Here is a 26,525-nt window from a genome sequence, read left to right as displayed (position 1 = left end):
CCGGTGAGACGGCGCAGAGTGGATATACTCATTATCCACTCTTTTCCGCCACACAATCTGTTCATTCCTGATCATGACTGCTCATCACGGAGCATGGTTTCGAAATCCTGCCCACCATAATAGAAGCCGATCACCACAACCGCAGCCTCCTCGACCATGAAGGCAATGGTCACGCGGCGCCGATAAGCCAGAGTACGCAATCCGGGCCGCAGATCATGGCGTGGTGAACCTGTCCGGGGATAATCGGTGAGCATCGCCAGACGATCGACAATGCCATCGGTAAATTGCCGAGCGATGTCGGGAGTGGCTGCATAGGCGATATAATCATATATCGCATCAAGCTGGTCACGCGCTTCCGGCGTGACGACAATGCGATAACCCATGGTCAGCCGCGTTTGGCGGTGCGTTCATGACGGGCGGCAAGCCCAGCTTTCACATCATCCAAGGATACGCCCCTTTGAGGGTCGGCCTTATAAGCGTCATAGGAGGACAACGCTTCATTACGCAGCCAGTTATCAATCGCGCGGTCGCGAGCCTGAAGCGCCCGCAGACCATCGCGAATGACCTCGCTCTCGCTGGCATATTCACCCGATGCCACTCTAGCGCGTACCTGAGCGGCCATCTCGTTGGGCAACGTAACGCTGAATTGTTGAGTCGATCGCATGGCTACATCTCCTAAAATAGGATTTAATCCTACTCGATGGAGTTTTCAACCGGTTCAACCGTGCGACATCAAGCGGCTCCCCCATCGCTGAAGAGATGTCTGCGATTGGGACTTTCGCGACGGTCGGGTTCAGGGAAGCGATCCTAGGAATGCGGACATTCCAGGCGACATCCTGTAATGACCGCTGCCGCCAACACAGCAGCCGTTCGAGATGAGCTACGACCTCCCTGAAAGCTACCGTCGGTTCAGCTTTCCCGGCGGAGGCCGCGATGTAAGCCTTGAGCGGACCTCTAGGCGCCGTCCGAAGGAGATCATTCGTTCAGCGGCAGCCGATGGCAACGGAGTGACTGGAAATTTTTGCGATGGTCATTCCGGGGACCGACAATTGCACTCGCTACTGGTGCTAGGGGCAAATCTTGGCATTACTGACGTTCGAACAGGCGATCGCGGATTCAGAGCAGTTCTCGAAGCGGCACCTGCTGCTGGGCAACGGCTTCAGCATCGCGTGCCGGGGCGACATTTTCCACTATGGCTCTCTCTACGATCAGGCCGATTTTTCCGGTGCCCCCGAGGTGGAGGCAGTATTTGCGGCCCTCGGCACCAAGGATTTCGAGGCGGTCATCCGCACTCTGGAGAGCGCCGCCACTACCCGTTTGCGTTCCTCGAACATCGAACGGAACAGGCGGTTTCCATGGCGCGGGCAGCGCCGATTTCGATATGCATGACAGCCTCCTTTGGTGAGGCGGTCAGTCGATCAGGCCCGCGTCCTTTCGGTTATCCCCAGTCCTGGGGAGATCATCGGCCGAAAACATCTGCAAAGCTGATCTGTCCATCAAACAAGGCGCGGATCGCCCAAAGTGTGCGCTTCGTCACGCCGTAGCGGTCGCGCGCATCCTTTACATGCTGGATCGCCGTTTCCTGCCCAATGCCGAGGATCTGACTGATCTCCCAGTCGGTCTTCCCGCGCGCGACCAGCGCCACACATTCAGCCTGCCGCCCAGTCAGGCTCGGGCCTTCGCATGGAGCTTGGGCTGTTACGCCGGATGCGCGGAGGATGACGATAGCAATGTGAGTGCTCCAGACAGAGCTTACCGTACGGTACGGTCCATTGCGACGGTGGCATTTCTCATCAATAGCGTGGCGCCGACGATGCAGAACGATCCTAAAGCGAACATCGTCGAACCCAGCTGCAAGCCCCAGGAATGGGTAATCCATCCGGTGAGCAGAGGCCCCAGGCTTCCCGCGACGCCGGTGACGATGAGCGTGAACACACCGATCGCCCGCCCCTGCATGTCGAGCGGCAACGCCAGTTGCAGCGGGACGATCATCACGGCAAGCACGGTCGCGGTCAGGAAGGCGAAGGCCGCATAGATCGGAATGATCGCCCAAATCCAGGGCACGAGCGGCAGCAGCACGGCAATAGGCACCAGCAACGCAATGGATCTGGCCAGCCAGCCGACGACCTGGGAAAGGTCTCTCCTGGTCTTCATGCTGGCGATCGTGAAGACGGTCCCCGCCACGCCGCCGATCATGTACGTCGCGCCCGCCATCGCCCCGGTCCCCGCCAGTCCCAAGTCGAAGCCACGAATGAGATAGGTTGGGAACCATGCGACGTAGATCGATAGAAACGCCACGAACATCGCCATGCCGAGCTGATAGCTCATCAGGAAACCACGTCGGGCAAAGAGCGCGCCGAACACGGGTGCCCAAGCCGGTATGGCGGCGTCTCCCGCGCGGCGGACAGGCGCCCGCCGGCGCGTATCCCGCAATAACAGCGGGAGCAGCACTCCGAGCAGGACTCCTGGCGCGCCGATCATCAGGAAGATGAGCCGCCATGTCCCATCATATCCGAACTGGGCTGCCAGCGGCCAGTGTGGCAAGAGTTGGCCTACGCCCGCCCCACCGATCATTGCGACGCCAGCCCCCAGGAACGGTGCGAGCATATAGATCGCACTGGCGCGTGCGGCCTGGCCGGCTCCGATCCGGTCGCTGAACAAGGAAAATGCTGCCGGAGCCAATCCAGCCTCGAAAAAGGCGGTGACCCCGCGACACATCACCAACGCTTCGAAACTATGTGCCAAACCCGACAGCGCGGTTGCGATGCTCCATATGGTGAGGCAGATCGCGGCGATATGGACCCGATTCCTCCGGTCGACCAGCCAGCCCATTGGCAAGCCGCCGAGCGAGAAGGCAATGGCGAAGACGGCGCCCTGCAGGAGGCCGATTTGCGTGTCAGTGATATGGATGTCTTGCTGTATCGCCGCGACCGTCAGGCCGAATGCCTGCTTGTCGGCCTGAGCTATAATATAACACAGCAGAAAAAGCGGCACGGTGCGCCTGACGGTCTTGGCAACAGCCGTGCCCTGTTCCGCGATCGGCGCGTCAATGGAGGAAGTGGCCATTAATTGGCCATGATGCCACCGTCGACCGGCAACGGAACGCCGGTGACGAAGGAGGCACGGTCGGAGCAGAGCCAGGCGGCGGCGTCGGCGATCTCCTGTGGTTCCGCCAGACGGCCCATCGGTCCGCGCATGATGCGCGCAGCACGCTCCGGGTCCTGTATGGCGATTTCCATCATCGGCGTCCGCACACCGCCCGGGCATACCGCGTTCACACGAATATTGGCGGACGCATATTCCAGGGCGGCCGTCTTCGTCAGCCCAACGACCGCATGCTTGGAGGCACTGTAACCCGGAAGGCCCGGCGCACCAAGAAGACCTCCACCCGAGGAGATGTTGACGATCGAACCGCCCCCTCGCTCGATCATCAACCGAAGCTCCGCGCGCATGCTCAGCCAAATGCCGCGCACATTGACGGCATAAATGTGATCCAGGTCCGCCTCGTCGACGTCGAGGGTCGACGACATCCTTCCAGGAATCCCCGCCGCGTTCACTGCTGCATCGAGGCCGCCGAAGCGCTCCCTCGCCAATGCCTCCATCTGATCCACCTGCGCCGCGCGTGACACGTCGACACTGATGAACGCCGCATCCGCGCCCAGATCCCGCGCCATGGCCACGGTCTCGAGCCCGCCCGCCTCCGTCATGTCGGCGGCAATAACTGCGGCGCCATAACGGGCAAAGGTCAGAGCGCAACTGCGTCCAATGCCGGAGGCCGCGCCGGTGACAAGTACGACCTTGCCGGTGAAGTCGATCACGACACTTCTCCTGAAATTCCACGTCCCATTTGTGCCATACAGGCGGGCAGCATTTCGCTGAGCGCAGGGACGAGACCGCCCAGCCTGTCGGGTGTGCTGCCATGAAGCAGTATTTCATCGGCGCCCGCGGCCAGATATTCGCACAGCCGGCCCGCCACATGCACAGCGGTACCCGCAGCGGTGCCTTGATCGAGCCATTCGGCGGGAATGGCCTGGCTCGCTTCGACCAGCTCGTTGCGCATCAATTCCTCGGAAATGCTGCGACCGGCAAATCGGGCGATACTGGGATGAGATCGCAGATTTTCGACCGCGCCGATGTCCCAGCCGTTGACCCCGGCCAGCAGCGGACCCATTGCCTTCGACTGCAGGTAGGTCACGGCGCGGCCGCCGATGACCGCTGCTTCCTCATCCTTGGGCAGATCGGGCGCTACCACGACATTGGCCACCACCCGCACGGCGGCCGGATCGCGGCCGGCCTCCCGCGCAGCGTCGCGCACGATCGCTGCGGATCGCGCGACCGCCTGGGTCGTTAGCAGCGGATGCAGGAGCACGCCGTCGCAATGTCGACCGGCAAAGGCGAGCGCCTTCGGACCGACGGCGGTGAACATGATCGGCGGCGGCGGACCCTCGTGGCGATCGGTCAGCTTCAGATTCGCAAATGTGCCGAGGGGTCCTTCATAGTCAATGCGTTCGCCCGCTATCAGGGACCGGAACAAAGCAACATAGTCACGCAGACGCTCGAAGGTCAGCGCCGGCACGTCATAGCCGGTGAAGTATGCCGGCACCGCGCGGGCCAGCACCAGGATGAACTTGTCCCCGGTCAGCGCCTGCATCAGGTTGGCGACGCTCGCCGTCACGACCGGATGACGCATATGGGCATACATCGTGCCGCCGATGCGCAGGCCGGGAACCGATGCGGCCACCATGCCGGACAATACGGCGGGTTCCTTCAACGCGAAGCGTTCCGATATCCAGACACCCCCCAGTCCCGCTGCGCGGGCCGCCTGAGCCTCAAGGATTATCCGTCCAGGATCGAGCGTGCGCCCGGGAAGCACATAAGCGCTCAGGACTTGCGAACTCAGAACGGAGCCTTCACTTTCGGCCATCTCTCACTCCCATCGTCGGATCCAAGGCCCGCATGGCACTTTCCTAACGATTATCGATTATTGACGTCCAGCGATATTTTCGGATAGCAAGCCGAATATAATTGGAGGGCAGCATGAATGGCAGATCGTGAGGGACATGTGCTGGCAGCGTCCGCACTCCCCCGTATGCGCGAGTGGCTGGACGATGCCAGCCTGGAACTCGCCGATATTTCCGCCAGCGCTAACGGATTCTCCGCCCAGACCGTCATCGCGTCGCTGCACTCGGCCGTCACCGGCCCGCGCGAGGTCGTGCTGCGCTTCGAGCATCCAGGCATGGAAATATTCCTTGGCACCGACATCGCGACTCAGGCTGCCGTCGCCGACGCCCTTCGCCTGAACGGCATACAGGCGCCGCGGGTGATCGGCACCGAAACCGGTGGGAACGGCCGCCGATTCATGGCGATGGACCGCATCCAAGGGTGCGGCTTTCCGCAATCGCCCAGCTATCTGGTGGCCGGCTGGGTGAAGGAGCTGCGGCCGGAAGAGCGCAGCCGGCTGTGGACCAATGCCCTCACCGTTCTGGGCCGCATCGGCCGGCTCGACTGGCAGGGCTGCGCGTTCCTCGACCACCCGGAATATGGAAAAACCGGCATCGACCAATATCTCGGCTGGCTTCGGGCGTGGCGCGACGATGTCCTGCGCGGTGACCGGCATGCCATCATAGATGCGGGAATCGCCTATCTTGAACAGAACCGCCCCGTCGGCCTACCGGTCAGCCTGATCTGGGGCGATTCCAACCCCGGCAACATGCTTTTCAACGCAGACCTGACAGTCGAGGGCGTGCTCGACTTCGAGGCGGCCGCGCTCGGCCCGGCGGAGGTCGACCTGGGCTGGTGGCTCTTCATGGACCGGCGGCGGAGCAGCGGTCATCCGCCCATGGACGGCAAGCCCGACAGGGAGCAGTGCATCGCCATAGTCGAAGCCAGCCTTGGCCGCCCCCTGCGGGCCATGGATTATTTCGAGATCATGGGCGGCGTCCGCATGTCCCTGGTAGTCGCGCGCACGATCGACCGGCTCAAGCAGAACGGCAAATTGCCGGCTGACAACGACGCATCCCTGTCCAATCCCATCGCGGGCATGCTGGCGCGTCTTCTCGGCTTGCCAGAACCGCAGGCAGGCGACAATTTCCGACAGTTCGTAGCCGCAGCATCTCACCGCTAATTCTGCCTCTTTCAAGGAATCGACCTTGTCCCAATATCAATTGCCTACTGATGATCCGATGCTCGACCGCCTGTTCAGGCAGGCACGCAGCCACAATGGCTGGACCGACCGGCCGGTTGCCGACGAAACGCTGCACGCGATCTATGATCTCATGAAATGGGGTCCGACGGCGGCAAACAGCACGCCGGGCCGCTTCGCGTTCGTCCGGTCGGCCGCGGCGAAGGAAAGGCTGAAGCCGCTGCTGTCGCCCGGCAATGTCGACAAGGTCATGCAGGCGCCCTGCACGGTTATCATCGCATGGGACAGCGCGTTCTACGAGCTGATGCCCAAGCTGTTTCCTTCCCGCGACATGAAAGCCTCGTTCGTCGGCAGAGACGACGTCATCCTGGATACGGCGACGCGCAGCTCGACGCTTCAGGGTGCCTATTTCATCATGGCGGCGCGAGCCCTGGGCCTCGACTGCGGCCCGATGTCCGGCTTCAACCGGGCGGCGACCGATGCGGAGTTCTTTCCCGACGGACGCTGGAAAAGCAATTTCCTCTGCAATATCGGCTACGGCAAGCAGGAGGAACTGTTCCCCCGCAATCCACGGCTCGACTATGAGGAGGCCTGCCTTGAGTTTTGAGACGGAGCAGGACGGCGAGACGCTGGCCCATCGTTTCTTCGACGCAATCTCGGCCGGCGACAGCGCACTTGTCTCATCCCTCGCAACCACCGGCTGCGTCATATGGCATAATTACGACGGGCTGGACAAACCCTTCTCTCAGATGGTCCCGAAGCTCGCGGCGTTCCGGGAAGCATTGGCGGAATTCGTCTATGCGGAGCGGGACTACATGTCCCTGCCGGACGGCGCGCTGGCGCTTCACACACTGCACGGCGTGCGCCCGGACGGTATCGGAGTGGATGTCACGGTGGCGGTTCGCCTGCGATGCATTGACGGCCGTATCCATCGCATCGAGGAATATGTGAACCCCGCCGCGCTAGCGCCCCTTACCGGGCCCGAGAAGGACACCTCGCAAAGCTGAACGCCCGGGACCGGCAGGAGCCCTCAGGCCGCCTGGGCTTCCCCCGCGCGGCGGATCACCATGCATTCCCCGCTGTCGACATACTCCTCGATCCGTTGCACCAGCCCACGCTCGGAAAAGAAGATCCGGAGCATGACGTGCAACGCCACGGCCTCGCCCAATATGGTGCTGCCCCGGCAGATATATTGCGCGATCACGCTGCCGCGCGGCGCCTCGAAGATGTCACGGTCGATATATTCGATCTCGGGCATGACGCGGATCATCATCTGCAGCGCCCTGACGGAGGTCTCGATATCCATGTCAACTTGGTTGTAGCTGTGCCACAGGGTGTAGGTCGGTTCGCAGAGCGCGCGGTACGCATCCAGATCACGGGCAGTTACCGCGTCCATGAACTTGTGAACCATATCAATGTTCGACATCGTGTTCTCCTTCAGCTTGGGGTCTCGGCCAGGCGATCGACGGCCGTGGACCAATAGGCAAATTCATCCATGATCAGGGCGTGATAGTCCGACACCTCCCGTGCATGCTCCGGGTGGGTCAGGATCAGGGCACGATCGGCCACCACACCGCTCAATATGATCCGTGCCGCCTGAGCGGGTGTCATCACCTTGTCGTCGATGTCGTCGGGCAGGTTGGATACCTGCGGCCCGGCATGCGGTGCCAGCAAGGCTGAATTGCGCCGCAGATCACTCCAGACGCGTCCCGGGCACACCGCCGAAACGCCGATATTATAGGGCGACAGAGCAAGCCGCATACCGAAAGACAGTGGAATGACCGCCATCTTGCTGGCCGCATACAGGCCGATGTGCCAGCCCGGCACCATGAAAAGCCCCGCCATCGACGACGTGTTGACGATATGGCCCCCGCCTGCCCCGTTCGCCTTCAGCTTCGGGGCAAATGCGGCCATGCCATTCGAGATGCCATGGACGTTGACTTCGAACATCCAGCGATAGGTGTCCTCGTCGACCTGATCCAGCGGCGTCCCGACCTGTGCGATACCGGCATTGTTGGCCACCAGATGGACGGCGCCGAAATACTTCTCCACCGTATCCGCCGCATCCACCACCGCCTGCCTGTCCGTTACATCCAGCGGAAGGGCGATGATCTCGGCGCCGGTATCGCGCAAACCGTGAGCCGTTTCCTCGATCGCTTCGGCGCGCACATCCGCAATCGCGAGCCGTGCCCCCCGCTCGGCCAACAAGCGGGCAAGGCCATGACCGATGCCGCTGGCCGCGCCCGTGACGAAGGCCACGCGCCCAGCGAAGTCGTCGTCCGCGAACAGCCGTTTCGTTTCCACCATGGTCATCATTCTTCCGGCGCGATGTGAATGGTCAGGCCTTCGGGCACCGAGGCGAGCGGAATCTGACAAGCCAGGCGCGAGTCCGGGCCATAATGCTGCAGGAATGCTGCGAGCTCGCTCTCCTCCTCCGACGGGGGAGAAAACGCCGCCTGCTCCGACCGGGCGATGTAGACATGGCAGGTCCCGCAAATGCAGAAGCCGCCACACTCTCCGGCGATTTCGAAACCTGCCTCATCGCGCAGCGCCAGCATCAGGGAGTCGGATCCCTGGAGATCGACGCGCCGGGAAATCCCGTTTCGATCCACCACAGTGACCGTTACCATGACCAGTTCCCTCGCGTGACCGGATCAGCGCAGCACAAGGCCGCCGTCGACGCCGATGATCTGTCCGTTGATCCATTCCGCCTCGTTGGAAAGAAGGAAGCTGACCATGGCAGCGATGTCGCGGGGCTGGCCCAGCCGGGTGCTCGGGGTTTCCGCCTGATAGCGGGCGTAAAAGTTGACGCGCTCGGGCGGGAAGCTGCCGTCCGGCAGGAGGCGCGGCACGAGGCCGGGGACGATGACATTGCACCGGATGCCATTCCGGCCCCAATTCGATGCGACGTGCCGGCACAGCGCATGCAGCGCATATTTCGTCACCGGATAAGCGACCCGAGTCGGCGGACTATCAAACGAATCGGAGGAGGACGTGAGGACAATACCCCCTCCCCCCGCGTCCAGCAGGAACGGGAGTGCATTGCGCATCGCCAGGAGATAGCCGGTCAGGTTGACATCAAGGGACCGCCGCCAGGCGGCAAGATCGATATCGACGATATTCCTGTCCTGCGAGGAAGCAACCGGATCATAGGAATTTACGAAAAGACCGTCGAGCCGACCGGTGAACGCTGCCGCATCCCGGACTCCGGATTCCACACTCTTTTCGTCGCTAAGGTCGATGACGACGGGCAGCGCCTTCCCGCCGGCGTCGGATATCTCTCCCGCGACCCGGCTGGCGGCATCGTGGTCGATGTCGGCAACCACGACGCTGCCGCCCGAAAGCGCCAGAGCCTTCGCCGCCGGTCCACCGAGCAAGCCTGCTCCGATAACCAGGACAGTCTTTCCCTCCAGGTCCATTGCAGCCACTCCTTCCGTTATCACCGCATTCCGCCGAAGCGCAGCGTCAGCTCGACACCAACCCTGCGCGGTTCGCCATAGACCACGGCATTGAAGCCGAGGGCGCGGTCGGTGGCAATGGCACCGCTCGCATAAGATTTATTCAGGATGTTGCGGCCATAGATTGCCACCGTGCCGTTGACCGAGTCGAGGTCCAGCGCCACGCGGCCATTCAGCAAGCCATAAGCCTTTTGCGTGACCTGGTCGTCGAACTGCGCCTCCGGCGCCAGAACGGTCTTGCTCTGCCAGTCATAGCTGAGCTGGGCATTCAGGGCGCCCATGGAAGTCGGCAGGTCAATCTGGCCATGGACCGACGCCATCCACTTGGGCACGCCGAAGGTTTCATCGCTGCGATCACCGATGACGTCGATGAACTTCTTGTACTTGGCGCCGGTGTAGCTCGCGTTTCCGCCGAAGCTGAAGACCGGGTTCAGCTTCGCCTCAACCTCGGCTTCGACACCCTTTATCCGTCCGCTCGCCGCGTTGGTGACGATGGTCGAGGGCGAGGGCCGAAGAGTGAGCACGGTCACCGATCGCTGGATATTCTTGTAGTCGTCGTAGAAGGCGGCCAGGTTCACACGCAGGTGCCTGTCCAGCAGATCCGCCTTTATGCCCGCCTCATATTCGGTGACCGTCTCCGGCTCGAACGGCTGGAAGGCCGTATCGACATAGCTGCCGCGCAGATTTTGTCCCCCGGTGCGATACCCCCTTGCGACCTTGGCATAGGCGAAGAGTTCGGGGGAAAAGCGATGATCGATCGAGATCAGCCAGGACGGGTCGGAGAAGTCGTTGGAGAAGGTCCGGGGGCATTGCGAAGGACCATTGGCCGGGTTGCCCGGCGCTCCGGTGAGTGCGCCAGCCGGGACCACGCACGCGCCGGTGCTGTCGTGGGTACGCGAAACCAGGATCCGCCGGTCGCTGGAATAGCGGATGCCGCCCGTCAGCCGGGTTTCCGGCGCGAAGGTCCACGTCGCTTGCGCGAACGCCGCCAGCGATCGGTTGACGATCGTTCCGTCAGTGACCAGCGCCATAGGATTGAGCAGCGGAATGGCGACGGAAGTGGAAACCTCGCTGCCGCTCTCACGTCCGTAATAAGCGCCCAGCACCCACTGGAGCGAATTCATGTCGCCCAGCAGTTGCAATTCCTGGCTGAAATATTTCTCACGCGTGCGCTGTTCGGCATTGAGGATCGTGAAGGGCGTGCCGTCGTCGTCGGTGTTGTTGCCCCGCGTGAAATGCTGATAGCCGGTCAGGGACCGCACGGTCAGGGTATCGTTCAGGTCTGCCGAGAGATCGAGATTGACCTCCTGGGATTCGAACGTGGAAAATGCTTTGTACAGGCTCCCGCTTTTGCGGCCGCTGCCGCCTAGATAGGATTCCAGCGCCGCTTCGCCGGCGGCACGCTGCGCCGGATTGGCCAGACCTGCCAGGCCATAGAGTTCGGCCACGACCTGATAAGTCGCGATACATCCGTCCAGGCCGCGAGTGGGGCACGAGGAGGCCGGAGCGAGGCCGCCGAGCTTGAGCAACGCGCCGCCGGTATTCACCCGCGAATAGACCCCGGTGACGGTGGCATGGATGCTCCCCATGTCCGCCTTGATCTTGCCGCGCACATAGGTCCGGTTTTCCGATGCGACATCATTGCTCAGGCCGTCACTGCCGAGGCCGTCCTGCTCCCCATGCTGCACGACGAAGCGGGTCGAGACATTGTCGCTGAGCGGAATATTGGCGATCGCCGTTCCCTCAAAGGAACCGTGGTCACCGCCCTTCACGGCGATCGAGGCACCCAGTTCATCTGTGGGCTGCGCGGAATATATGCTGAGTGCGCCGCCCGTCGTGTTGCGGCCATATAACGTCCCTTGGGGCCCGCGCAGGACTTCCAGACGTTCGACATCGACCATCGCACTACGCATTCCATAAGTGCGCGGATGGTAGAACCCATCGACATAGAGGCCTACGGACGGATCGACCGTCAGGATGAAATCGTTCTGCTTCTGCCCGCGCATGGCGATCGTCAGGCCGGCCGCGTCGATCGCGCTGTTTTGCAGGTAAAGATTGGGCACCTTGCCCTGGATGTCGAAGACATTGTTGATGCCTGCATTCTTCAACGCCTCCCCGGAAAACGCGGTAATGGCGACGGGGACGGTCTGGAGGTTCTCCGAGACCTTGCGGGCGGTAACGACGATGTCGCTCAAGGCGCCGCCCTGATCATCCGGGCTGGCGGCCGCGGCCGCCTGATCCTGCGCGATCGCCGATCCACCGCCAGCGAGTATGAAAATCACCGCAACGGCGCTTGCCATGGACAGACGACGTGATTTTTCCTTGGACATAATTTCCCCTCCCAGAATATTTGTTACTTTTGGCGGATCATCCGCAGTTGCCGAAAGGCCGGTAAGGCCGCGTTCAGTGGGTCAGCATCGGCAGGCTGACGATCGACATTGTCCCGACGCTGCCCGAATAGACCGGCGTAAAATCCGGGTCGGAAAGACGCAGGCCGGGAAAGCGCTCGATCAAGCCGGCCAAACCCATTTGCATCGCCATCTTTGCCATTCTGACGCCGATGCAATGATGGGGCCCGGTGCCGAAGGACATGATCGATTTCGGCTTGCGCGATAAGTCGAGCCGTCCGGGATCATCATATTCTTCCGGATCGTAATTTGCCGCCTGGGGCGACACGAATACGGGCATGTCCTTGAGGATTTGCGTGCCACCCACTTCGGTGTCAGCGGTTGCAAAGCGCGTGAACGAGAACAGGCCAGGCCCGTGGATGCGGGTACATTCGTCCAAGGAGACCGCAATCATCTCGGGATTGCGCTTGAGCTTGTCGAATTCCGCCGGGTTCTTGCCCAGAACATACAGTACTGCACCCAGCGCCCCCGCCGTCGAACCGATGGCAGCACCACATATCGTGTTGATCTGACCATAAAGCTCCTCATCACTGAGCTTGCTGCCCTCGTCGCGGGCCGTAATGAGGCTGCTGATGAAATCATTGCCCGGCGTGCGCCGACGCTCCTCGATGACCTCGGCAATCACCGTACGGACGGCGATGACGGCGTCCGTGAATTCCTGCGGTCGCGCCTCCCCCGGCCGAAACTGGGTCGCCATCGCGATGCTGTTGTGCATCCGCTCGAATGCAGCCTGCTGCTCTCGCGTCAGATTGAACGTCGCATCAAGCAGCGTCCGCATGATGAGCGTGTTGCAGAAATCGGCCATGGCGTCGAAGGCCGGCGCGCGTGCCGCGATGGCGTCCAGGCTTTCCGTTACGATCTTCTGCATCGCCGGACGGATATTGGTCAGCCCAACGGGAGAGAATGCAGGATTCATCAGGCGCCGCACGCGGGAATGGCGGTCCCCGTCCATCTGCAACACACTTTCCAGCCCGCCGAACACGTCGAACACCTCATAGCCGGGCAGGCCGGGCGACTTCATGACAAAACGGTCGGTGTCCATGTAGACAGAACGCACGTCGGCGGCGCGCGTGCAAAGCACCCCCGCGATGCCGTTGCGGCGCACGTAGAACGGCGCGCTCGTGGCCCAACCGGGAACATAATCACGCAAAGCCACCTGCCTCAGGCCATCATCGGTGAGGTCCAGCGGGAAAAAGGGCTTGGCCGAAAGGACGTCTTCTATGCGTTCCAGTCCGTCCTGCACCAGGGTTTGCGTCAATGCGCCCTCCTCAATCTCATATATTTCGCCCTGAGTGCCCCAGCGAAAAGAGGCTGTCAATCGATTGTCGATTTTTCGTGCAATTGTTCACGCGCATCCCTAAGACTGCACCGTGCAGGCGGCTTGCTGGCAGCCTGCGTCAACCAGACCGGGAGAGAGCAGTGATGACCGACGAGTCCAAGGCACAAAGGCATATGCAGGCGTGGAAAGACCTTCAGGAGGTACTTAATCGCGGCGATTTCGATGCCATGGACGCGTTCTTCCATCCCGATTTCGAATACAGCAACCCGTCCCGTCCAGACCTTACCGGCTACGCAGCCTGGAAGCAGTCACCGGTGGCGAGCTACAGGACGTTCCAGCCATCGCATTATTCGGTGGTGCGGATGACGGCGGACGGCGACGACGTGTGGGCGCTCTGCCGTCAGATCGGAACCCACAGCGACGGTCAGTATATGGGCCTCGATGCCAGCGGCCGCACATTCGACATCGAATGGTTCTCGATCATCAGCTTTCGTGACGGGAAGATCGTCAAGATCTTCAGCATCGCCGACGTTCTCGGCAAGTTCGTTCAGTTGGGCGTGCTCGACGCCAAGCTGAAGCCCACCGCCGCTTATAACCGATAAGCATCAACAGGCCCCCAAGGACAAAGTCATGACAGCCGAAAGCATCACCCTGGAATCGTCCTATTGGGATACCGCGGATAAGCCGCCCTTCGACTTTTACGAGGAGGTCCAATCCATGGGCGGGATTGCCTGGGACGACCGCATGAGAAGCTGGATCGTGGCGAATTACAATCTCGCCCAGGAAGTGCTGAAGGACGATGAACTGTTCCAGCACCCCTATATGTCGATGAAAGCCGGCGGTGATTACATGAAGATCCGCTCCGATAACCCGCGGTCCTCCATGTTCCTGAAGGGCGAGAGGCACCGTGCCTTCCATAAGTGGTGGCTGGTGGAGTTGCTGTCGCCCAAGGTCGTCCGGGAGTATCGCAAGGATCTTGTCGATCCCTGGATAGACCATCTGATCAAAGGCCTGGAAGATCGACCGGCCTTCGACCTCGTCGAGGATTTCGCCGAACGCGTCCCCATGGGCATCTTCGCGCAGTTGCTTGGCCTTCCGCAGCACGATCACGCATATCTGGATCATGTAAAGGCCCTCAATGACGCCATCGGCCGGTTCGCAAGCGTCGCCAATGCGCTGCAGCTTGAGGGAGAGGCGTCGGCCGAAGCGCGCCGCGTGGCCGACGAGGCCATCGCCGCCGCCGAAGAACTGAACGACATTCTCAAACCCCTCGTATCGGAACGCAAGAACGGAGAAGGCTCGGATTTCATCAGCCAGCTCTGGCGCGGCGGCCATCGGGTATTTGACGACTGGAACGAACTGGACACACTCGACGCCTGCCGCCGCCTTCTCTTCGCCGGCGTAGACACGACGACGCACGCAATAAGCAATGCCTTCCACATGCTGCTGACCGACGACAGCCTGATGGCGCAGGTGCGCGACGAAGGCAGTCGCTATCTCGACCGGTTCGTGGAAGAGGTGCTCCGGCTGAACGGCAGCATTCAGTTCCGTCCGCGTCGCGCCAGCGCCTCGACCGAGTTGAATGGCAAGTCCATCGCACAGGGCGACATGCTTACCGTGGCTATCATCGGCGCCAATCGCGATCCGAGGCACTATGGATGCCCGCATGCCGTCGATCTGGAACGCGCCAGGCCCCACGATCATCTAGCATTCGCTTATGGGCCGCGTACATGCCTTGGCGCCCATCTCGCCCGTGCCGAGATCGCCAGCGCCGTGTCGAAGATGCTGGTCCGCTTTCCGGCGATGCGCCTGGATCCGAGCCGTCCGGCTCCCGCGTTCAGCGGCTTCCTGATGCGGTCCTGGCGCCCCCTCCATGTGCTGGCAGGCTAAAGCTTTCCCATCTTGCGGAGCACCGCCTCCGCAACACGAAAGCCGTCCGCCGCCGCCGGCAGTCCGCAATAGGCGATGGTCTGGTACAGGACCTCCTGTATCTCGCCGACGGTCGCGCCGTTGTTGATGGCCGACTGGACGTGCGCCTCCACCTGCGTCGGACGATTGAGGGCAATCAGCGTGGAAATGAGGATCAGGCTTCGCGTTTTCCGTTCAAGGCCGGGGCGCGTCCAGACATCGCCGAAGCAGTTCTCGTCGATGAACGTCCGCAACGGCCGGTTGAAGTCCGTGATCGATGCCTGACGCGCGTCGACATAGGCCTGGCCCATGACCTCCGCCAGAACCGCGCGGCCGCTTTCGCCTTTATCCGACATGGGATGCCCTTTCCTGAAGCAATAAGATGAGTGTCGAGGAGACTGATGGATGAGTGAAACCGCGATCGGCCTGCTCGGCCTTGGCAACATGGGTGCCGCAATAGGCGACCGCCTGCTGGATGTCGGCACGCCGCTGCTTGTGCACGACCTTGATCCCCTGGCCATGCAACGGCTGGAAGAACGTGGCGCGCGTACCACCTCTTCCGCCCGAGAGGTCGCCGATGGCGCCGCTGTCGTGATCGCCAGCCTGCCAACCGTCAAGGTCAGCCGCAGCGTTGCGGCCGAGGTCGCCGCGGGATCGCGGGTTCACCATTATATCGAGACGTCCACGATCGGACCTGATGCGGCCAGGGAGATCGCGGGGATCATGGCTACGCAAGGAGTAGAATTCATCGATGCGGCCGTCTCGGGCGGTGCGCCGGTCGCACGTCAGGGCGCGCTGGCGATCATGCTCGCGGCGCGCGCCGAAGCGCGTATCGCCGTACGACCGGTGCTGGAACGACTTTCCACGTCGATCTTCGATATCGGCGACCAACCCGGTCAGGCCCAATTGATGAAGCTCGTCAACAATGTGGTTGCCGCCGCCAATATGGCCAGCGCTTTCGAAGCATTGGTCATGGGCACCCGACTGGGTCTTGATGCCAAGGTCATGATCGATGTCCTCAACGCGGGCAGCGCCCGAAGCATGGCACTTGTCGATCGGCGGGCGTCCGCCATTCTGAGCGGGCGGTTCGACAGCGGCCCCAGGCTCGGCCTTCTGCACAAGGACGTCCAATTGGCAGTCGAGGCGGCCGCGACGGTCGACTTTCCGCTCGACGCGGCTCCGACCCTGATCGGTGCGGCCCAGCTTTGGGAGAAGGCGGTTCAGGCGGGCATGGCCGAGGACGACGTATCTGCACTCATCCGGGTTGTGGAAGAACAAGCCGGTGTCGAGGTTCGAAATGGCGAGAGGCATTCCGGCGACGCCTAAAAAGCGTTTACGGTCTCGTCCGCACCCCGTTCGTCGTGATCGCTCCAGAAGACGAGGCTGTCCATATCTTCCAGCGCATCCAGAAAACGCTGCGCGTTGCGTTCGAACTGAACGGCCATGAGCTCGGAAGCGCGATCGCCGTCCCGCGCGATCGCCGCTTCGGTGATTTCCCTATAACCGGCGTTAATCTGGTCGAGCGAAGGGCTTCGCGGCACGCAGAGCTGGCGATAGCGCTCCGCCTGCAGATTGCAGGTATCGCGCATCTTGAGCAACCAGCGATTGTCGCACGCTGCTACGAGCGCCTGATGAAAGTCATGATGGTCCGCCATGAACTGCATGTTGAGCCGGCCGCCGGCATCCGACATCACGACGCTGGAGAGAACTTTGTCACGCGCCTTGATGAGTCGCTGCTCCCAGCTTTTGTTTCCCTGTTTTAGCGACTGGCGAATGCATATGCTGTCGATGGCAATCGCCGCCTCGGTGAGGGCAAGCAGATCCTGCCGTGACAGCGGCGCAGCACGGAAGCCGCGCTGCGGATCGGTCTCGACCAGTCCGTCCGCACTCAGCCGCGACAGCGCCTCCCGAATACCCGAAAGACTGACGCCGAACCGCGCACTCAGTTCGTTCGTCCGCAGACGCTCTCCGGGCTTGAGTCGACATTGTAGCAACTCCAGCTTCAGCTGCCGGTAAATCTGCTCTGTTATGCTTCTCGCAGGCTTCATGGCTACGCTTATAGAGGTGTGCACGCATCAGTCCAGACCAAAATATCGATAATCGTTGACAATACGCTTGGCGTGCTGGCAAAGCCAATTTTATGCTGGAAAACAGGCAATATCAGGAGAATTCGATAGGGATGTCGAAAGAGAATCAGTGGCAGGTCATCGGATTGTCTGAATCTCTGCCGGCGGACAAACCCGTTGGCGTGCACTGCGATGGCGTGGAATATGTGCTGTTCCGTGATGCCCACGGGGTCCCGAGAGCGTTGGAGGATGCCTGCGCGCATCGCCGGGCACCGCTTTCGCTCGGATGCATCACCAATACGGGTTTGATTGAATGCCCCTATCATGGCTGGCGCTATGACGGCAGCGGTGCGTGCAAGGTCATTCCGAACCTGTCGGCGGACGAGAAGGTCCCGCGCAGCTATCGGGTGACAGGCTATGCCGTTCATGAACAGGACGGCTTCCTTCAGCTGTGGACGGGCGGCCTGGAGCCTACGGCGCCACCGCTCTCGCTCGCCATGTCCCCGATGGCGGCGGAGTGGTTCGGCGAACGCCTGATCGCCTATCCGTTCCGCGAGTTTATCGACCTCCTTCTCGATGCGCCCGGCGCGATTCTCGACATCAATGGCCTTGCCTCGCGGGACGATCATCGCTTCGGCGATCCGATCCTGGACGCCAAAAGCATATGTGTCGAATATGGCGTGGCATCGCGCGCCACCGCGCGATCCGGTCGGGTCATTTCCGATTTCCCCTATTCCCTCGTCCTCAATGTCCGTCGGGATGGTCGTCAATCAAAGCTGCAGCTTCTGGACAATTCGCGTAAGCTGCTGTCCGAAACGATGCTTATCGCCCGCCCGGTCGAGCGGGCACTGACTGCGGTGAAGTGGCGCGGTACGGGGACGGCGACGCAGCGCGGATTGCTTCGGATCACGGCCAGGGACAGGATCGATCCTCATGCGGTCATGAAGGCCAAGGATTATTGTTCAAGGCTGTGCAGCGCGTCGTTCGCACCCACCGGAGAAGGAGAATTCGCATGAATGTTCTGGAACAGGCGGCCGCCCGCACCCAGGCCATCACTTCGCCCTCGGCGGATTGGCGGCCGGGCGATTTCATTCTCCGAGACGCTTGGTTCCCGGTCGCGCATGTGCCGGACGCCCGGCGTGGGCCGATCATGCGGATGGTTCATTCGACGCCTTATTATATCTGGCTGGGCGACGATGGCTGGCACGCCGAAAGCCGGCATCCGTCCGATCCTACTGCAGGCCCGGTGACGGTGCATGCGGTCCACGAGCTCTACGGGCATGTCTGGGTCTGGTACGGCGATAGCCACAACGCCGACCCGACGCTCATCCCCGAAATTCCCTTCCTATGGCGCAACCGATCGCAACCTGCCCATGCGCGGGGCGTGAACTTCTTCCATTGCACCTATGAGTTGGTGCTGGAGAATATCCTGGATCTCACCCACATCGATTTCGTGCATGGCAGCATGACGGGTGCCGCAGAACATGCGGAGGAGGATGCGATCACCTTCCAATCGACATCGGAAACGGTGACGATGATCCGTACCGTCAAGGGTCGGCTGACGTCACGCTTTCAGCGGGAGGTGCTCGGCGTGGAGGAAAAGCTTCAGGATCAGACGGTGTTCACGCACATCTTCATCCGCAGCGGTGTATGCTTCCTGCACTCCCATTATTCGACGGCCCCGTCGATTCCGCTAATGCAATCGAACACACCGGAATCGCGGACGCTGACCCGCGCGAACTTCGCGTTCGGGATCGAGCAGACCGACAATATGCAATTTCGGCATGCCTGGCCGGCGACCGCGCCGATCATTGCCGGCCAGGATGAGTTCGTGCTCAATCCGCAGAACCCACGCTACTATAACCGTCCCCCCCGGCGCGATTGCAGCACACGCTTCGATGCCGCCGGCCTGCATTACCGCAAGCTGCACGGTGAACTGGTCGCACGGCAGGAGGCTGGAGACATGTCCTACCGGAACGACTATCGCGAGGGAGCGGATGTCGCGTCGGTCCTGAAGATCAAGCGCCTGGATTGAACCGAGCGGGGTGTGGTCGCGCGGCTATCGCGCCGACCAGCCCCCGTCGACGGGCAAGTTGTGCCCCGTGATCATGGCTGCGTCATCCGAACATAGCCAGGCGATCGCCGCCGCCTGCTCACTCGTCTCGATGGCCCTCTTGATCGCCTGGCGGTCCACCATCCGGGCGATCTGCTGCGCTGCCGCTTCCGGTCCCCGCTTGTAATAGGCCCGCGTGGGCGTGACCCCTGGAGCGATGCAGTTCACGCGCACGCCGCGGTCAGCGTAGGTGACGGCCGCGAAGCGCGTCAACTGGATGATGCCCGCCTTTGCCGATGAATAGGCAGCGCCCGACTCCGGCACATACACCATGCCTGCCAGCGAGCTCACATTGGCGATCGCTCCCCCGCCATGCCCGATCATATGGGCGATCTCATGCTTCATCGAGATGAAGGCACTGCGGATGCTGATCGCGAAGGTCGCATCCCACCCTTCCACGCTCTTCAGATGCATGTCCGGACCGTTCGCGTCACCAACGGAATCCCCCACGACATTTGCCGCGAGATGAAGGCCGCCAAACATCTCGACCGTCCTTGCAACCAACCACGCCACCTCCTCTTCGGACGTGGCATCGGCGGGCGTGAAATCGGCCTGAGCGCCGGAAGCCCGCAGACTTTCGGCCATTGCCTCCCCGCCCTGCACGTCGATATCGGACAGCATCACGCGGGCGCCGCCTTCGGCAAATGCCCGTGCCGTGGCGGCGCCTATTCCCGCCGCCGCCGCCGTGACGAGCGCCACCTTGCCTTCGAAACGATCCGTCATGTCTTCAACTCCCGAAATAGATGATCAGGCGACTTCGATGCGCCACTCGGCGATCTTCCAGTCGTTCCCGCGCTTCACGAAAACCGCCCGATACATCCCGCGCGCGCCGACCTTGTTGTCGACGCCTACGGAGATGAAATTGGCAACGCCCGTCGCCTCGTCGGACTGGATGTCCAAACGCAGGTTGGCCACCATGTGATAGCCCGCCGGCATGGAGCGGCCGGCGAACCAGTCATGAAGGTCCGCCGGCCCCTGGCCCTGAACGGTGCCGTTCAGGATCAGAGCGCCGTCGTCCGCGAACAGTGCCGCCCAGGCGGCGACATTTCGCGCATCGGCCTCCAGGCTGTAGGACGCCACCAGATTGCGGATCGCGTCCGCGTCATTCATCTGTATCGCTCCTTCTAGAACCGGAACGTCGCCTTCGCTCCATAGGTGCGCGGTTCGCCCGGAGTGACCGATGCGAAGCCGAGCGCCGGAAGCTGAAGCATGTATATGTTGTAATATTTGTCCGTAAGGTTGCGGACATAGGCGCTCACCTCCAGCCCAGGGATCGCGTTCAGGTCCACGGCGACCTGAGCATTTGCAAGGCCATAGCCCTTCTGGAATATCGTGTCCTGCGGCGCGAAGTAGAATTTTGTGCGATAGGAATAATCGCCGCCGATCCGCACCTTGCCAAAGCCGGTCGCGAGTTCGTACTGTCCGCTCACGCTGACATTGTACTTGGACACCTCAATGAAGGGTTCGCCGCTGCGGTCCGTGAACGGCGCTGCGGTATCGCGATAGTCGTCATAGACCGGCTTGAGATAACCGCCCGACACCGTCACGCGCAGGCCGCCGATCTGGCCGGTCAGTTCGTTCTCGATGCCGAAGATATGTGCCTTCTTGGCGTTCGTCGTGAAGTTGGCGGAGGGATTGGGCCCGGCGGGCGTCGCGACCTGCAACGTGCGCTGCATGTTGCGATAGTCCGAATAGAAGACTGCCAGGTTATTGCGGAGATGATGGTCGAAAAGGTCGGCCTTTACGCCCACTTCATAGTCGGTTAGCTTCTCCGGGGCGAAGGGCGCGAAGGAATCGGGCACCGTGGTCGAACGGATGTTGAACCCGCCCGCCTTATAGGACCGTCCCGTCCGGGCATAGATGAGCACATTGTCGGTCAACTGGTGGTCGACGCCCAGCGTATAAGACCAGTAGCCGAAGTCCGCGTTCAAGGTGGCCTGGCAGACCGCAGGATTATCGCGCACGACGGCTACCAGGCTGCAGACCTCCGACGTGACCGGCCCGCCGAAGGTGGCGCTCCTGAAGCCCCGATTGCGACTGATGAGCTCACGGGTGTCACGCGTGTAGCGAAGCCCCGCGGTGATCCGTGTGTTGGCGAGCACTTCATAGGTGGCCTGAGCGTAGGCTGCATATGAGTCGTTCTCGACCTCCCCATCGGTGATCGCGCGCGTGAAGGGCGGCGGCGCCAGGCCGATGAGATAGTCGTTGCGGGTGATGTCCCGCGCATGCTCGGCAAAGTAGAACAAACCACCGGTATAAGTGAGCCGATGATCGAACGCCGATCCGTTCAACTGGAGTTCCTGCGAGAACTGATGCTGCCTCAGGTCGACGCTGTTCGCCTCCGCGATCACATAAGGCGTGCCGTCATAGTCGAACGCGGCGGTGCGCTTCAACTCGCGATAGGCGGTGATCGACTTGAGCTGGGCGTCGCCCAGGTCGAGGGTCATCGTCAACGACGTTCCCCACAACCGCGCATGATAGGCGTTGTCGAGTTGGCTCTGGTTCGCATAGGGGTCACCGCCGATATAGGAGGACACGGCACGTCCCCCATCGACACCGGGCTGCGCCGCCGGCAGCAGGTTGAGCGCCGCCCCGGGTGTCACGGAGATCAGCTTGAAGGCGGCGCCATTGCCGGTGATGTCGCTATAGTCCCCGGCCAGCAGCACGGTGAAGGCATCCGTCGGCTGCCATTTGAGCTTCAGCCGAGCGACATCGACATTGTTATCGAGCAGGTTCTGGCCGTTGTAGGTGTCCTTGAAATACCCCCCGCTCTGCGAATGCTGGAAGGCGCCGCGCACTGCCAGCTTGTCATTGATGGGGATGGTGAGCGCACCGCTGAGATCGAAGCTGTCGAATTTTCCGACGCTGCCGGACATGAAGCCTTCGAGCTTGTCCGAGGGATCCTTCGACACGATGTTGAGAGCGCCGCCGGTGGTATTCCGTCCGAACAGCGTGCCCTGTGGCCCGCGCAGCACTTCGATCCGCTCAAGGTCGAGGGTGGTCAGCGAGCTGCCGTTGCCGCGCCCCAGATAGACGCCGTCGAGATAAACGCCGATCGCGGGGTCGCTCGTCGCTACAAGGTCGGTTTGGACCTGGCCGCGCATCTGGATTGTGATCGAGGACGGGTCCCCCGGATAGGTGGCGATGTTGATGTTGGGGGCAGAATATTGCACGCCCTTCAGATCTGTGATCTGGCGCCGTTCCAGATCGGTGGACGAGAGAGCCGTGATGGCGATGGGCGTGCGTTGCGCCGATTCCTCGGTCCTCCGGGCGGTGACAACGATGTCCTGCAGGCCGCCCGAATCAGTGGACTGCGCCGCCGTTTCAACCTGCGCCTGGACGGGCTGCGCGAACGCGATCAATCCGACATTTGCCAACAGGGCAAACCGGAGCCCCGAGCGTTTGAAACGATATCCCTGGTTCATGTAACTATACTCCCCTTCCCTAAAATCCGGCGTTAGCAGCCGGTTATTGTCGTTGATGCCGAAGCCTGCTCGCTGCCTATGAAAGCCACATCGGCAGGGATGCGATGGTCAATGTCCCGACATTGCCTCCGTAGGTCGGCCTGAATGCGGGATCTGCCAGTCGAATGCCCGGGAACCGCTCCAATATCGCGCGCATGCCGATGCGCATGGTCATCTTCGCCAGCAGGACGCCGATGCAGTGATGGCTTCCCGCGCCGAAAGTCAGCGGCTTGGGCTTACGGCGGATGTCCAGCTTCCCGGGCTGTTCATATTCCTCCGGATCGAAGTTGGCCGCCTGCGGCGAGGCGAGTATCAGCATGTTCTCCAACACCGGCGTGCCGCCGATCTCGGTGTCGCAGGCGGCAAAGCGTGGGAAAAAGAAGAAGCCCGGGCAATGCATGCGAAGGCATTCTTCCAATGCGTCATCGATGAGCGAATGATCTTGCTTCAGCATGTCGAACTGGTCGGGATTGCGGCCCAAGAGGTAGAGCGCGGCCGCCAGGCTGGTGGCGGTCGATCCCAGCGCGGCGCCGCAGATCGTGTTGATCTGGCCGTATAGTTCGGCATCGTCGAGCTTACTGCCCTCGTCCCGCGCACTGATGAGTTTGCTGATGAAATCGTCGCGCGGATTGTGCCGGCGGTCCTCGATAAGATCGGCGATCACGGCGCGCGCGCCCTCGATCGCTTCGGTATACTCTTGCGGCCGTGCCTGGCCGGGACGGAAGTTCATCGCGAAGATCGCGCGATGCACACGCTCAAACGCCGCCTGCTGCGTGGGATTGAGTTGGAAGGTGGCATCGAGCAGCGAGCGGACAATCAGGTGATCGCATAAGTCCTGCATCGCATCGAAGTGCGGTCCGGTTGCCTCTATGGCGTCCAGCCGCTCCTTGACGATGCGTTCGACCGCCGGGCGGATCGCGGGCAGCGATGCGGGCGAAAATGCAGGGTTCATGAGACGCCGCACCCGCCCGTGGCGGTCGCCGTCCATCTGGAGCACGCTTTCCAGTCCGCCAAAGATGTCGAAGGACTCATATCCGGGCAGCTTCGGCGCCTTCATGACGAACCGGGAGGGGTTCAGCATGACTTCCCGAACATCCCTGGCACGGCTGCATACGACGGCAGGTATGCCGAGGCGCCGGGCATAGAAAGGCTGCCGGGTGGCCCATAGAGACGCGTAGCGATCTACCGCATTCTGGCGGAAATCCTCGTCACCCAGATCCAGCTCGAAAAAAGCCTCGGGTGCAATGAACCCCTCAATCTCGGCCAAGCTCGCCATACACACTCTCGATTATCGATTATCTACAAAACGTGGTTAGCGCGACTGTTTCTTCGCGTCAAGGAGCCCCGTTGTCACTGGGTGGCGCCATGGCCGTAATCCCGGCGCAGCGACCGCGAAGCAATCAGGAAATGAATCGATCCCCATAGCAGGAACGCCGACAGCGCCATGAGCGACCACCGCAACCCCTGCCCCGACGACTGCTGGCAAAGCGTTGCCAGGGCGGGCTGGGAGCCGGTCCCACATTGGGCATAATCCCTTCCTCCCGTGGCCATGGCGAAGCTCAATCGGGTGAAATGGTCGCTGACGAGGCCGATCAGCAGGGATCCCAAGCCCAGGCTGATCACATGGCTCATGGCGCCGTTCAGCGCAGCGGTCGTCCCCCGCATCGTTGGTGGCACAAGCCCTTGGATGGTTGCCGCGATGGTCGGGGCGAAGGCGGACGCGACCGCCGACGGTATAAAGAGCAGCATTGTCGTTATGAGCCATGAGGACTGGAAGAGCGACGCCAGATAAACCGGGAACGTCATCAGCATGGCGATGGCGGGCGTCCATCCGTACCAGCGCACGTCACGGCTACCCAGATGATCGGACAACAGGCCGCCCCCCAATATGCCAACCGTCAGGGAAGCCCCGTTCAGCAACCCCACGGCCAGGCCCGCCTGCGCGTAATTCACTCCGAAGTTCCGGGTCAGATAGGGAAAGAGGAAAAGTGCGATCGCATAGGAAACGATCTGAACAAGGCCGCCGCCGAGCGTCAGGTGGAGAAATGCGGGCTTACTAGCCAGCGTCCTCAGGACGTCTGCTATGGTTGGAACATTGCCCGCGGGCGCCGCGCCGTCTGAGGACCCGCGTGGCGGTTCGACTACCACTTGCCGAACGATCAAGGCCATGAGCAGCCCCGGCGCGCCGATCACCATGAAGGCTATATGCCAGCCATGACGCGCGGCGACCCAACCGCCGACGATGGCGCCGATCATGCCGCCCAGGGGAAGTCCAAGCACGATGGTCGAATAGGCCGAAGCCCTGCGGTTGGGAGGGAAGTAATCCGAGAGAAGCGACAGCACCGCCGGGATGAAGGCGCCCTCGCCCACGCCGACGGCCGCCCTGCACAGCGCAAGCTCGGTGAAATTCCGCGCAAAGCCGCACGCGACGGTGGCGGTCGACCACAGGCCTATCGCTATCCACATGATGGTCGCCCGCCTGTGGCGTTCGACCAGCCGCCCGACGGGAAAGCTCACCAGCACGTATAGGATTGTGAATGCCGTGCCGCCCAGCATTCCAACTTGGGCATCGCTCAATGCCAAATCGCGCTTGATCGACTCTCCCAGCACGGAGATTGTCATTCGATCTGCGTAATTCACCATATAGGTGACAAGCAGCACGGCAAGGAGCTTGGGACGGGAGAATTGCCCAACCGCTGTCATGGCCATCAATGCTACCTCTCTCCCGTCTCGTTATCCAGCCAACATACCGATTATCGATAATTTGGAAAGTGGTGTTCGCGTTCGCGAAGAAAAAAGCTGGCGTGTAAGACGGTGAACTTGAGACCGATCTGAAAAGTATGTTCGAGACCGGCCGCTTGGGACATTATTTGTTAGTTTTTGAGAGCTTCTCCCGACCCACTGCCTCAATTCTGCCAGGATGGGCGAGCAAGTGCCCTCTACCTCGAAGATCGACAAGGTCTGATCATGTCGGGGAGCGCAGCGGCCGAACCTGATCCCCTGGATGTCACGGCGCGCACCCGGAGCTGGGGCACATAGCGCCGGAGAAGCCACGCGGCCGCCACGGTTTCCTGGGTCGGGATGTCGCTGGCGCAGGCGAGCACGATGTCGGGCGCCTCGGCGCCGTTGCTGTACATGTCCCAGACGCCCGCTCCGTGCGCGCAATGGGCCTCGGCCTCGTCGATGGTCAGCCATTGGAGCTGGGGCTGCTTGTCGATGACGATGAGGTTCAGATAGTTGCGGCTTCGCAGGCAGTGGTCGGCGACCGAAAGGAGGCAGTTCGCGTCGGGCGGCAGATACCAGTGTCTGGCAGTTGGCGTTCTTGCCCAGCGCGCCGGCATATTGCGGCGCAACCCCAACCGAACTGCGTCCCTTCTTTGGCAAGACCGTATCATCGACGATCAGCCAGGCGTCCTCACCGCCGACCTGCTCATCGGCTTTGGTCAGCAACGCCGCTTCCAACGGAGCCGCATCCCAGACGCCGCTCGCCACAAAGTGATGAAGCTGGTCGTAGCTGACTGCACCGTCGCGCGCGGCCATCGGCTGAACACTCTTGCGGTCCCCCGGGCCGATCAGTCCTGCAACATACGAAGGGCACATCCGACCGCGCGTCTTATGGCCGAGCGCCGTCAAAAACGGCTTCAACCAATCCTCAAGAGCAGTCCGCCAAGCCTCATTGAACCGCAC

At 61.7% G+C, this 26,525-nt stretch carries 29 protein-coding genes and 1 pseudogene; 9 read left to right on the top strand and 21 right to left on the bottom strand.

Annotation, left to right across the window (positions count from 1 at the left end; translation table 11 throughout):
• Positions 1-71: 71 nt before the first annotated feature.
• Positions 72-383: a type II toxin-antitoxin system RelE/ParE family toxin gene (locus ATN00_RS08925; protein WP_062064043.1), complete on the bottom strand. Its 312-nt coding sequence runs from the start codon at positions 381-383 to the stop codon at positions 72-74.
• Positions 384-385: 2 nt separating this feature from the next.
• Entirely contained in the window at positions 386-664 is a 279-nt protein-coding gene (locus tag ATN00_RS08920) for a type II toxin-antitoxin system ParD family antitoxin (protein ID WP_062064041.1), read from the bottom strand.
• Positions 665-1,080: 416 nt separating this feature from the next.
• Between ATN00_RS08920 and ATN00_RS08915 the strand changes: the two genes are divergently transcribed.
• Complete coding sequence (locus tag ATN00_RS08915) at positions 1,081-1,389, top strand: DUF4917 family protein (RefSeq protein ID WP_062064040.1); 309 nt, start codon at positions 1,081-1,083, stop codon at positions 1,387-1,389.
• Between the two features lie 70 nt (positions 1,390-1,459).
• Here the strand turns inward: ATN00_RS08915 and ATN00_RS08910 are convergent, their stop codons facing one another.
• The 4 genes from ATN00_RS08910 to ATN00_RS08895 all read right to left on the bottom strand — a co-directional run bounded on the left by ATN00_RS08910 (position 1,460) and on the right by ATN00_RS08895 (position 4,924).
• Positions 1,460-1,669 (bottom strand): helix-turn-helix domain-containing protein, encoded by a 210-nt coding sequence (locus ATN00_RS08910; protein ID WP_257720663.1) that lies wholly within the window; start codon positions 1,667-1,669, stop codon positions 1,460-1,462.
• Between the two features lie 83 nt (positions 1,670-1,752).
• Complete coding sequence (locus tag ATN00_RS08905) at positions 1,753-3,066, bottom strand: MFS transporter (protein ID WP_062064038.1); 1,314 nt, start codon at positions 3,064-3,066, stop codon at positions 1,753-1,755.
• Positions 3,066-3,818, bottom strand: a complete 753-nt coding sequence (locus ATN00_RS08900) for an SDR family NAD(P)-dependent oxidoreductase (RefSeq protein WP_062064037.1) — start codon at positions 3,816-3,818, stop codon at positions 3,066-3,068. The genes ATN00_RS08905 and ATN00_RS08900 overlap by 1 nt, the downstream gene beginning before the upstream one ends.
• Positions 3,815-4,924, bottom strand: coding sequence for a TIGR03857 family LLM class F420-dependent oxidoreductase (locus ATN00_RS08895; RefSeq protein ID WP_062064035.1), 1,110 nt, complete (start codon positions 4,922-4,924; stop codon positions 3,815-3,817). Before ATN00_RS08895 ends, ATN00_RS08900 begins: the two co-directional genes overlap by 4 nt.
• A gap of 117 nt (positions 4,925-5,041) precedes the next feature.
• On the opposite strand from ATN00_RS08895, the gene ATN00_RS08890 reads away from it, so the two are divergent.
• The 3 genes from ATN00_RS08890 to ATN00_RS08880 are packed head-to-tail and all read left to right on the top strand — an operon-like array spanning position 5,042 to position 7,149.
• Positions 5,042-6,124, top strand: coding sequence for a phosphotransferase family protein (locus tag ATN00_RS08890; protein ID WP_082635141.1), 1,083 nt, complete (start codon positions 5,042-5,044; stop codon positions 6,122-6,124).
• A gap of 25 nt (positions 6,125-6,149) precedes the next feature.
• Positions 6,150-6,749 (top strand): malonic semialdehyde reductase, encoded by a 600-nt coding sequence (locus ATN00_RS08885; RefSeq protein WP_257720661.1) that lies wholly within the window; start codon positions 6,150-6,152, stop codon positions 6,747-6,749.
• Positions 6,739-7,149, top strand: coding sequence for a nuclear transport factor 2 family protein (locus ATN00_RS08880; RefSeq protein ID WP_062064031.1), 411 nt, complete (start codon positions 6,739-6,741; stop codon positions 7,147-7,149). The genes ATN00_RS08885 and ATN00_RS08880 overlap by 11 nt, the downstream gene beginning before the upstream one ends.
• Before the next feature lie 23 nt (positions 7,150-7,172).
• Here ATN00_RS08880 and ATN00_RS08875 read toward each other — a convergent pair whose 3' ends face one another.
• From ATN00_RS08875 to ATN00_RS08850, 6 genes are all read right to left on the bottom strand, one after another.
• The gene (locus ATN00_RS08875; protein ID WP_062064029.1) at positions 7,173-7,568 is read right to left on the bottom strand and encodes a nuclear transport factor 2-like protein; all 396 of its coding nucleotides are present in this window, start codon (positions 7,566-7,568) and stop codon (positions 7,173-7,175) included.
• Between the two features lie 11 nt (positions 7,569-7,579).
• Entirely contained in the window at positions 7,580-8,449 is an 870-nt protein-coding gene (locus tag ATN00_RS08870; RefSeq protein ID WP_197413705.1) for an SDR family oxidoreductase, read from the bottom strand.
• 5 nt (positions 8,450-8,454) lie between these two features.
• Entirely contained in the window at positions 8,455-8,772 is a 318-nt protein-coding gene (locus tag ATN00_RS08865) for a 2Fe-2S iron-sulfur cluster-binding protein (protein WP_062064025.1), read from the bottom strand.
• A 24-nt stretch (positions 8,773-8,796) separates the two neighbouring features.
• The gene (locus ATN00_RS08860) at positions 8,797-9,561 is read right to left on the bottom strand and encodes an SDR family NAD(P)-dependent oxidoreductase (RefSeq protein ID WP_062064023.1); all 765 of its coding nucleotides are present in this window, start codon (positions 9,559-9,561) and stop codon (positions 8,797-8,799) included.
• Between the two features lie 20 nt (positions 9,562-9,581).
• Positions 9,582-11,930 (bottom strand): TonB-dependent receptor, encoded by a 2,349-nt coding sequence (locus tag ATN00_RS08855; protein WP_082635139.1) that lies wholly within the window; start codon positions 11,928-11,930, stop codon positions 9,582-9,584.
• A 73-nt stretch (positions 11,931-12,003) separates the two neighbouring features.
• Positions 12,004-13,266, bottom strand: a complete 1,263-nt coding sequence (locus tag ATN00_RS08850) for a cytochrome P450 (RefSeq protein ID WP_062064019.1) — start codon at positions 13,264-13,266, stop codon at positions 12,004-12,006.
• 164 nt (positions 13,267-13,430) lie between these two features.
• On the opposite strand from ATN00_RS08850, the gene ATN00_RS08845 reads away from it, so the two are divergent.
• Positions 13,431-13,889, top strand: a complete 459-nt coding sequence (locus ATN00_RS08845; RefSeq protein WP_197413703.1) for an ester cyclase — start codon at positions 13,431-13,433, stop codon at positions 13,887-13,889.
• A 28-nt stretch (positions 13,890-13,917) separates the two neighbouring features.
• A complete protein-coding gene (locus ATN00_RS08840) occupies positions 13,918-15,177 on the top strand; it encodes a cytochrome P450 (RefSeq protein ID WP_062064015.1) in 1,260 nt (419 codons plus the stop codon).
• Here ATN00_RS08840 and ATN00_RS08835 read toward each other — a convergent pair.
• A complete protein-coding gene (locus ATN00_RS08835; RefSeq protein WP_062064013.1) occupies positions 15,174-15,551 on the bottom strand; it encodes a carboxymuconolactone decarboxylase family protein in 378 nt (125 codons plus the stop codon). The two genes, ATN00_RS08840 and ATN00_RS08835, sit on opposite strands and share 4 nt — an antisense overlap.
• 49 nt (positions 15,552-15,600) lie before the next feature.
• On the opposite strand from ATN00_RS08835, the gene ATN00_RS08830 reads away from it, so the two are divergent.
• Positions 15,601-16,521 carry an NAD(P)-dependent oxidoreductase gene (locus ATN00_RS08830; protein WP_062064011.1) on the top strand — a complete coding sequence of 307 codons (921 nt, stop codon included), beginning with the start codon at positions 15,601-15,603 and terminating at the stop codon, positions 16,519-16,521.
• Here ATN00_RS08830 and ATN00_RS08825 read toward each other — a convergent pair.
• On the bottom strand, positions 16,518-17,243 hold the full coding sequence (locus tag ATN00_RS08825; RefSeq protein ID WP_062064009.1) for a GntR family transcriptional regulator: 726 nt from the start codon (positions 17,241-17,243) through the stop codon (positions 16,518-16,520). The two genes, ATN00_RS08830 and ATN00_RS08825, sit on opposite strands and share 4 nt — an antisense overlap.
• A 131-nt stretch (positions 17,244-17,374) precedes the next feature.
• Between ATN00_RS08825 and ATN00_RS08820 the strand changes: the two genes are divergently transcribed.
• On the top strand, positions 17,375-18,277 hold the full coding sequence (locus tag ATN00_RS08820; RefSeq protein ID WP_197413702.1) for a Rieske (2Fe-2S) protein: 903 nt from the start codon (positions 17,375-17,377) through the stop codon (positions 18,275-18,277).
• Entirely contained in the window at positions 18,274-19,296 is a 1,023-nt protein-coding gene (locus ATN00_RS08815; RefSeq protein ID WP_062064005.1) for a hypothetical protein, read from the top strand. Before ATN00_RS08820 ends, ATN00_RS08815 begins: the two co-directional genes overlap by 4 nt.
• A 24-nt stretch (positions 19,297-19,320) precedes the next feature.
• Here the strand turns inward: ATN00_RS08815 and ATN00_RS08810 are convergent, their stop codons facing one another.
• The 7 genes and pseudogenes from ATN00_RS08810 to ATN00_RS22830 all read right to left on the bottom strand — a co-directional run.
• Entirely contained in the window at positions 19,321-20,097 is a 777-nt protein-coding gene (locus ATN00_RS08810; protein WP_062064003.1) for an SDR family NAD(P)-dependent oxidoreductase, read from the bottom strand.
• A 24-nt stretch (positions 20,098-20,121) separates the two neighbouring features.
• Complete coding sequence (locus ATN00_RS08805) at positions 20,122-20,484, bottom strand: nuclear transport factor 2 family protein (RefSeq protein ID WP_062064001.1); 363 nt, start codon at positions 20,482-20,484, stop codon at positions 20,122-20,124.
• Positions 20,485-20,498: 14 nt separating this feature from the next.
• Complete coding sequence (locus tag ATN00_RS08800; RefSeq protein ID WP_062063999.1) at positions 20,499-22,799, bottom strand: TonB-dependent receptor; 2,301 nt, start codon at positions 22,797-22,799, stop codon at positions 20,499-20,501.
• Positions 22,800-22,875: 76 nt separating this feature from the next.
• Entirely contained in the window at positions 22,876-24,114 is a 1,239-nt protein-coding gene (locus tag ATN00_RS08795) for a cytochrome P450 (RefSeq protein ID WP_062063997.1), read from the bottom strand.
• Positions 24,115-24,188: 74 nt separating this feature from the next.
• Positions 24,189-25,547, bottom strand: a complete 1,359-nt coding sequence (locus ATN00_RS08790) for a spinster family MFS transporter (RefSeq protein ID WP_062063995.1) — start codon at positions 25,545-25,547, stop codon at positions 24,189-24,191.
• 230 nt (positions 25,548-25,777) lie between these two features.
• Positions 25,778-26,179 carry a phosphoketolase family protein gene (locus ATN00_RS08785; protein ID WP_062063993.1) on the bottom strand — a complete coding sequence of 134 codons (402 nt, stop codon included), beginning with the start codon at positions 26,177-26,179 and terminating at the stop codon, positions 25,778-25,780.
• Positions 26,112-26,525 (bottom strand): annotated as a pseudogene (locus ATN00_RS22830) (transposase); the annotation flags it as partial. The gene ATN00_RS08785 and the pseudogene ATN00_RS22830, both read right to left, overlap by 68 nt.

Origin of the sequence: Sphingobium baderi, from assembly GCF_001456115.1 — a bacterium.
In the GTDB taxonomy this organism is placed as follows: Bacteria; Pseudomonadota; Alphaproteobacteria; order Sphingomonadales; family Sphingomonadaceae; genus Sphingobium; species Sphingobium baderi_A.
This window is presented reverse-complemented; position numbering and strand designations above follow the sequence as displayed.

Bases quoted from the DNA above. Each gene is read 5' to 3' on its own strand.
- ATN00_RS08905 (WP_062064038.1), bottom strand. From the start codon at position 3,066: ATGGCCACTTCCTCCATTGACGCGCCGATCGCGGAACAGGGCACGGCT.
- ATN00_RS08790 (WP_062063995.1), bottom strand. From the start codon at position 25,547: ATGGCCATGACAGCGGTTGGGCAATTCTCCCGTCCCAAGCTCCTTGCC.
- ATN00_RS08860 (WP_062064023.1), bottom strand. From the start codon at position 9,561: ATGGACCTGGAGGGAAAGACTGTCCTGGTTATCGGAGCAGGCTTGCTC.
- ATN00_RS08820 (WP_197413702.1), top strand. From the start codon at position 17,375: ATGTCGAAAGAGAATCAGTGGCAGGTCATCGGATTGTCTGAATCTCTG.
- ATN00_RS08805 (WP_062064001.1), bottom strand. From the start codon at position 20,484: ATGAATGACGCGGACGCGATCCGCAATCTGGTGGCGTCCTACAGCCTG.
- ATN00_RS08840 (WP_062064015.1), top strand. From the start codon at position 13,918: ATGACAGCCGAAAGCATCACCCTGGAATCGTCCTATTGGGATACCGCG.
- ATN00_RS08870 (WP_197413705.1), bottom strand. From the start codon at position 8,449: ATGGTGGAAACGAAACGGCTGTTCGCGGACGACGACTTCGCTGGGCGC.
- ATN00_RS08825 (WP_062064009.1), bottom strand. From the start codon at position 17,243: ATGAAGCCTGCGAGAAGCATAACAGAGCAGATTTACCGGCAGCTGAAG.
- ATN00_RS08835 (WP_062064013.1), bottom strand. From the start codon at position 15,551: ATGTCGGATAAAGGCGAAAGCGGCCGCGCGGTTCTGGCGGAGGTCATG.
- ATN00_RS08925 (WP_062064043.1), bottom strand. From the start codon at position 383: ATGGGTTATCGCATTGTCGTCACGCCGGAAGCGCGTGACCAGCTTGAT.
- ATN00_RS08895 (WP_062064035.1), bottom strand. From the start codon at position 4,924: ATGGCCGAAAGTGAAGGCTCCGTTCTGAGTTCGCAAGTCCTGAGCGCT.
- ATN00_RS08920 (WP_062064041.1), bottom strand. From the start codon at position 664: ATGCGATCGACTCAACAATTCAGCGTTACGTTGCCCAACGAGATGGCC.
- ATN00_RS08845 (WP_197413703.1), top strand. From the start codon at position 13,431: ATGACCGACGAGTCCAAGGCACAAAGGCATATGCAGGCGTGGAAAGAC.
- ATN00_RS08855 (WP_082635139.1), bottom strand. From the start codon at position 11,930: ATGTCCAAGGAAAAATCACGTCGTCTGTCCATGGCAAGCGCCGTTGCG.
- ATN00_RS08875 (WP_062064029.1), bottom strand. From the start codon at position 7,568: ATGTCGAACATTGATATGGTTCACAAGTTCATGGACGCGGTAACTGCC.
- ATN00_RS08810 (WP_062064003.1), bottom strand. From the start codon at position 20,097: ATGACGGATCGTTTCGAAGGCAAGGTGGCGCTCGTCACGGCGGCGGCG.
- ATN00_RS08785 (WP_062063993.1), bottom strand. From the start codon at position 26,179: ATGCCGGCGCGCTGGGCAAGAACGCCAACTGCCAGACACTGGTATCTG.
- ATN00_RS08815 (WP_062064005.1), top strand. From the start codon at position 18,274: ATGAATGTTCTGGAACAGGCGGCCGCCCGCACCCAGGCCATCACTTCG.
- ATN00_RS08830 (WP_062064011.1), top strand. From the start codon at position 15,601: ATGAGTGAAACCGCGATCGGCCTGCTCGGCCTTGGCAACATGGGTGCC.
- ATN00_RS08795 (WP_062063997.1), bottom strand. From the start codon at position 24,114: ATGGCGAGCTTGGCCGAGATTGAGGGGTTCATTGCACCCGAGGCTTTT.
- ATN00_RS08800 (WP_062063999.1), bottom strand. From the start codon at position 22,799: ATGAACCAGGGATATCGTTTCAAACGCTCGGGGCTCCGGTTTGCCCTG.
- ATN00_RS08890 (WP_082635141.1), top strand. From the start codon at position 5,042: ATGGCAGATCGTGAGGGACATGTGCTGGCAGCGTCCGCACTCCCCCGT.
- ATN00_RS08865 (WP_062064025.1), bottom strand. From the start codon at position 8,772: ATGGTAACGGTCACTGTGGTGGATCGAAACGGGATTTCCCGGCGCGTC.